The sequence below is a fragment of the Defluviitoga sp. genome, assembly GCF_035349255.1.
GTDB lineage: Bacteria > Thermotogota > Thermotogae > Petrotogales > Petrotogaceae > Defluviitoga.
On the sequence record NZ_DAOPSE010000050.1, the window covers coordinates 1 to 6572 of the forward strand.

General features: G+C 26.9%; 6 protein-coding genes and 2 pseudogenes. 1 reads left to right on the forward strand and 7 read right to left on the reverse strand.

All coding sequences use genetic code 11. The features are described from left to right. The 7 genes and pseudogenes from PKN74_RS07565 to PKN74_RS07595 all read right to left on the reverse strand — a co-directional run. Window positions 1-480: pseudogene (locus PKN74_RS07565) on the reverse strand (hypothetical protein); the annotation flags it as partial. Window positions 481-1060: 580 nt separating this feature from the next. Then, complete coding sequence (locus PKN74_RS07570; RefSeq protein ID WP_045087581.1) at window positions 1061-2314, reverse strand: hypothetical protein; 1254 nt, start codon at window positions 2312-2314, stop codon at window positions 1061-1063. A gap of 207 nt (window positions 2315-2521) precedes the next feature. Then, window positions 2522-3490, reverse strand: a complete 969-nt coding sequence (locus tag PKN74_RS07575) for a hypothetical protein (RefSeq protein WP_045087582.1) — start codon at window positions 3488-3490, stop codon at window positions 2522-2524. 115 nt (window positions 3491-3605) lie between these two features. Further along, on the reverse strand, window positions 3606-3884 hold the full coding sequence (locus tag PKN74_RS07580; protein WP_045087583.1) for a hypothetical protein: 279 nt from the start codon (window positions 3882-3884) through the stop codon (window positions 3606-3608). A 117-nt stretch (window positions 3885-4001) separates the two neighbouring features. After that, window positions 4002-4640, reverse strand: coding sequence for a hypothetical protein (locus PKN74_RS07585; RefSeq protein WP_045087584.1), 639 nt, complete (start codon window positions 4638-4640; stop codon window positions 4002-4004). A 453-nt stretch (window positions 4641-5093) separates the two neighbouring features. Then, the gene (locus PKN74_RS07590) at window positions 5094-5555 is read right to left on the reverse strand and encodes a hypothetical protein (protein ID WP_464233952.1); all 462 of its coding nucleotides are present in this window, start codon (window positions 5553-5555) and stop codon (window positions 5094-5096) included. Between the two features lie 158 nt (window positions 5556-5713). Continuing rightward, a complete protein-coding gene (locus PKN74_RS07595) occupies window positions 5714-5854 on the reverse strand; it encodes a hypothetical protein (protein WP_171820580.1) in 141 nt (46 codons plus the stop codon). Window positions 5855-6192: 338 nt separating this feature from the next. Between PKN74_RS07595 and PKN74_RS07600 the strand changes: the two are divergent. Next, window positions 6193-6572, forward strand: a pseudogene (locus PKN74_RS07600) (hypothetical protein); the annotation flags it as partial.

Consider the following 6572-nt stretch of genomic DNA (forward strand, 5'->3'; position numbering starts at 1 on the left):
AACTTGTTCTTTTTCTATTTCTTGTTTTATGAAATTTCTTAATGCCTTTGTGTTTTTGTGATTACCTTTTTTAATATTAATTACAAAGCGTCTAACTTCATAAATTGTGTTTGTATAATCTTTCCATATTATTTGTCTATTTTCATAATCCAATTTTGAAAACACTTTGGAGAAAATAAAAGCTGTTTCATACATCATTGGATCGTTGTTTTCTTTTTGCACTTGAAAGATAGTATCAAGTGAATTGAAAACATTAAAGTTATCATCGTCAAAATAATAACCAAGGTAAAATCCTAATGGAAAGCTAAAGTTTAAAGCGATACTTTTATCTACATCTTTTAACCACCAACTTATGTTATTTAAAGCTTGAACTACCCCAGATGGATGAGGTACATCCTTCAATATCTTAAATGCTTGAATATTTAACTGAGTTGCTTCTACATAATTTCCTTCATTCTTTTTTCCTCTTGCATCAGCCATAAGGATAAATCCTTTATTAACAGGATCGTTTTCGTATGCTTCACTGTATTTGTGAAGAATACTCGTTAAAAAGGAGACCCTCAGCAATTTCGTTCTATGTTTTTGAAGAAAAAGAAAGAGAGAAACTTGTTGAAACGTTAAAGATGTTTAGTTGAGCACAAAAGCAATTTGGAAATTAGACCAAAAATATAGGAAAAATAGAAATAAAAAAGATATTAGACTTAATTTCGATTTTAAGAGAAGTTCCTTACTCGCGAATATGAACCTCTTATACTAAAGAGGCTTATTATACATAATTTTCAAATAACCAAGTCATGCAGACGATTTTGAACTTACTAAAAATGATGTAATAAAAAGGTACGAAAAAGGAGAAATTGTTGGAATAATTGTACTTAATGTTAGTAAAAGAGAGTTTGAAAATTAAAAGTAATAAATATAATTCCCCTATTTACACTACCAACTGACTTTCAGTGATTTCTTTGTAAACAGGAAAGCTTTTTATTAATTCGCTGCGTGTCCTTTCGTCTATTATCTTTCCATCTTTTAATACTGCTACCTTCAAAACCGATTATATTTAAATTTAAAAAGAACTATTTTTTATTAGTTCATATTTTTTTTCTACTGTTTTAATCTCACTTTCGAAAAGAAAACAGTTGAAAACTAAGTTTGCTTTTGTATTTTGAAAAGAAGAAAATAAAGTTAAAAATTCTAAAATTATTTGTAGATTATCTGGATAAGAAGATACTAAATATTTTAATTGTTCTAATTTCATTGAAAGAACTTCAAGGGAAGCGTTTAAATAATTAATACCATTCCAAATATTATAAATATACATTAAATTATTATCATTTTGTTCGATAACTAACAAATTTAAATCTTCCGTTTCTGTAGCTTTGAAAGAAGAAGATGTAGTTTCAAAAAATACTCCTAAAGTAAAATTAAAAGAATCAGTGTAAGATATAGTAACTTCAGGCTTTAAAGAAAATGTATTGTTTAATTCAAATTGGTTGCCGATCCTAAGTGTGTATGATAAATTTGGATATTCTTGATCATAAGTATTTTCATAAGATAAAGTGTTTGAAATTGTTGGAATATTTGTATAGTATTTTGGAGATAAAGTAATAAAATAAAATTCGTTAATATTTTGTGTTTTTCGAACAAATTTTTCTAAATACTCTGAAGTATAGTATGTATTTAAAAAGAATTCAATATATTCTTCAAAAATGAAATTTGATATATTTTCAACTTCTTCACTTTGACTTACTAAAAGGTCGAATTGTTTCTTGTTTAACTCAAACAAATTTTTGATATTATTATAATCAGCTTTATATTGTGAAATTATTATTTTGTTGTCTAGATAACTGTTGTAGTCTATTTGTTTGTTTTTATACTCTTTTTCTATCTCTTTTTCTCGTTTATCAAAATGATAATAATTATCTTCATAAAGATTAACAATATTTTTTAGATACATATAATTTAGAATGGAAGAAAAAATAGATATTATCTGTTCTTTTTCTATATCTATTTTTTGAAATTTTGTTTTCATTATCTCTTTTTCTTTTTCTTGCTTCATTTTACCGATAAACAGTATATTCCTCAAATCATTTGAAAAATTTATATTATAACTATCTTGGTTAATAATCAATCCTATTGAAGGAAGAATATTAAATTTGATATTATCTCGTTCACTAATTTGAGTATTTAATTGATTTTCTATAATTTTTTTATTGTAGGTATCAATTGTTTGGGAAATTTTTTCTATGTTATTGTACACATTAGCTGAAATAGTTAAATTTATTATAATAAACAATATTGTTGAAACTTTTCTAAGCACGTATATTTTTCACCTTCTTTATGCAATAGCATCTTTCAAAGAAAACTTCTTAAAAATGTGCATTTACCTGGATTACTTTCCGCCTTTAATAGTATTTCTTATAAATAAAAAGGTAAATGCACAAGCTAAAATCGTGTTTTTTAAACTATCAGAGTTTTACATAACAAATAATTACAGAAACATTAGAAAATATCAGCAAAAATATAATTATTCAATATTCCACCTCACAACTTTGTGAGGAATAGCAAGATCAAAAAAATATCTTTTCAATTCTCCTTGGTTGTAAATTACAATATATCCCTTAGTTCCATTTTCTTCCTTTAATGCATCAAATTTCGGATAGTAAAAGAATTCTGAACTATTAATGTATAATTTTATATTTAAATCTTTATCAAAAATGTATATTTCAGTTTCACCTTTCGACAAAATCAAGTTATTTTCAAAGTTAATAAAAGAACTGTTTATTATTGAATCTTGCCCTAATTCGACTCCCTTTTCTTCTACATATTTGTTATCTTGTGCTGATAATTTATAAACACCTCTAAAACTTGTTGTACCGTTTTGATCTTCTTTGTCTTCCATATAATATACGTATAGACTGTTATCAATTATTTCTAAATTAGTATATTGAATAAAATTTGATGATTCAACTGACTCGGGGTATATTTTTACAGCTTCCTTTCCCACTATTTTGAAAATTCCTTTGATATAATCTAAGACGTATATTTGTGAATCTAAAATGGCTATGTCGCTCAACATCATTGATTCGTTTAATTCTATTTTATTAAGGAACTTTCCATTAGTATCATACATTTTAATGATGTTAGAATAAGCTACGTACAGTGCTCCATTAGAGTAACTTAATCCTCCAATATATAAAAGTTTTGTGTAGTCTTCTTGATTTATAAGACGTGGAGTTAATTTAGTTAGAGGATGAATTATTTCATCAGTTTGCAAGTCAATAACTCCTTTAATATTTCCTTTTGCATCTAATAGAGCAACTGCTTTGTTTTCCAATAACAAAAAAGTCTGGCTACTTTCGCTCTCTATATTCAAAATTTGGTAATAGACTCCACAATAATTAACGATAAAATTTTCATCGAGCTCTAAATCAACAGCGAATATACTGAAAGATAAAATAATAAAAATACCGATCAAACCAAACTTGTTTTTCATAATGACATCTCCTCATATAAGCAAGCTTTCATGTCTGAAAACTTGCATTGATTTTGTTTGATCTAAATTAATAGTTTAAACTTGTAAGATAAATTATTGAACTCCGATTAAATCTTTAATTTTGTAGTTTTTTTATTATTGGTAAAATTTCATATATTTGGTAATTTTCTTTCGTTACCAATATTAAAAATCCTCTGTAAGCTAACAATTTTATTGGTTCTTCAACGAAAGGTTCTTCACTAATTGCTTTAGTTGAATATTTTCCTTCTTCATTTTGAACAATGACAGATATTTTAAGTTTATTATCTGATACGGAATGATATACTATGAATATATTTTCTAAGGAATCAATTGCAAAACTATGGATCTTATTACCTTTTAATTCTTCTAACAAAATAGTATTTAGAAATCCATCTGTTTTGTATTGGTAAATTCTGTTTGAAGAATCTCTGATATATAAATCTCCTTCTTCCGAGGTTATTGCTTCCTCAAATTGTGCAGTACTTATTCCTTATATGTTAATTTTTTCAGTTGCTGGAAATGATAAAATGATTTCTCCAGTTATATCCATAAGTTTAATTTCATCTTCCTTTTTATCTACGACCCAAAAATCCCCATTTGAAGAATCATAAGCTGTGGATAGTAATAGATCATTTTTAGAGTTTATTCCAACATCTATAGTATTAACTAAATCACCTTCTAAAGAAAAAAATACTATCTCTTTTATTTTTTCTGAGTAGCCAACAATGAAGTTTGAAATTTCATTTGATTGAATAAGGCTTTTTTCTTCCGAAGCGGCGTCTCTTTGCCTAACAAAGATTAAATTACTTATTTCATAATCTTGATATTCTTTTCTAGGAAATATATGTATAATATCGTGCGTTGCAAATTTATTAGGTTGTATAACAGAGTAAATCTCTATATAGGATTCAATTAAAACGTTGTTAGGTTTTGAATATATGTAAAATTTATAATCTCCTAAAGAAAATGCATCTGTAACTGGTATTAGTTTATCTGTTGTAAAAGAAACAGTTGGTGAAAGATTAAAAACAACATTCCCTTTTTCTTCTGCAAACAAAAAATTACACCAAATGATAGAGAATAATACTAATAAAACAAATTTTGTTTTAACTTTTGTAATGCTTTTCACTTTAATCACCTTCTCGCATGATATTTAATCAAGAATCATAAAATTTTCAAGGTTCGAAAAAATTTATTTTCTTCTCTTAGTTAGATTCTTTAGAGTTTGTAAGAATAAATATTCGATTTTTTGAGAAATCTTACTCTTTTATCCAAGAGTCTTATCTATGTTGTTTATTGTGGGCTCGTTGTATTCAGTATATATTCAAAAAATTTTAGCAGTTCTTTTTCCGTTTGGTATTTCCTTAATTTTTTTAATTTAGTTCTTTAGATGATATAAATTTGTTACTTTTTGTGCATTGCTCATATTTTATTTTTTCTACCTACTATTTTTGGAAAAGAACAATTTTTTAACATTAATTTTTGATTGACTGAATAAAAAAGTTATAAATTCGAGTGAGAAGAAGAGAAAATTTACTCTCTTCCACCCTTTCGAATATTACAAGTAGAAAGATTTGATAAGTCAATAGTAAACGTAACCACTAAGTATTGGATATAAAGGAACTGTAGCAGACCATGAACCTGTATCGGTTATATTTCCAAAAATGCCACGATATTGAGCGGAGCCCATATGTTTGTTTATCCGCCAATCAACATACCAATCAACACTACGTAATGGAGGAAGATTAACGGATGAAGAAACCGTATCTGTAATAGTTTGTCCATTAGAATATCCTATGTGAGCTTCCACTACACTTGTGAATCCACCTGATGTGCTTATAGTAACATTCTTAGACACAGACCTACTAAATGTTGCAGTTATATATAAGTCTTGATTGGGATTTCGGTTAGTAGCACTTGGAGATGAAGCGTATTTAGTTTCTTGAGTAGTTGAATGGCTGGTAATTTCCCATCCAGCATAGATGGTGATCGAAAAACTAAGTATGACAACTAAAAATAGTACAATCATAACTTTTTTCATCATCTTTCTGCACCTCCTCTCGCTTTCAATTTTATTTTCCTGTAGGATTAATATATGCCAGCTAATAATCCTTCCCTTTAATAATACATTCCCAACTTACCAAACATTTCTCATATTTTTAATCCTTTTCACAATACTTTTTAAAAGTTTAAAATATACACTTACCAACTTTCCTCAGCATAGCTTACAATTTTTTCAGGATTTATTGATTCTAAACTTGATATTATTTCTTCATCTCCTCCAAAACCAATGCCTCCTAATAACAATACCCCTATCAATAAAATAACAACAAACTTTTTCACTTTTTTCTTACAAACTCAAAAGACCATTCACTATTTTTATCATACACTTTTCCATATGATAAACAAGTGATATTTTTACCGAGCTCAAATATAGATTGGAATATATTTTCAGAGATTGGCTCAAAAAAGCTTATGTAAACTTTAATTTCGATGTTTTTTATCGTGTTTTATACTCTGTTTTCGCTTTCCCTTTTTTGATAAGGGTTATGATACAATAGTTTAAAGATAAAAAAGTAACTGTATATTCACTCGTTAACATTGGAACAAAAGTAAATATTATGTTATTTTTAAATGACAATTGTACAACAAAAACAGGTATTCATAAGGAGATAATTCAAATGCTTTTAAAATTAGTTACCAAGTTATCAACTTACGGACAGTTTGGAAGGCCATTCATGAACTATCTTGAATCAATTTCTTTAAACAATGAAACAATAGAGTATATAGAAATATTGAAATTATTTTGGGATAATAAGTATGATGAAGTCCTTGAGACTATAGAAAGAAACATTTCAAAACTACGAAAAGGTAGTTTGTATTATCTACTTTTATCTATTAAACTGTCAGCTTTGCACAGATTAAAAAGAGAGCAAGAAGTTAAAGAGATTTATGATGAATTAAGAGACAACTTTGGTGATATTCCTCAATATGTTAGAGGACTCGTTGTACAATCTTTAAGAAACATACGAGAATTGTACTATGAATCCAATGAAAGTAT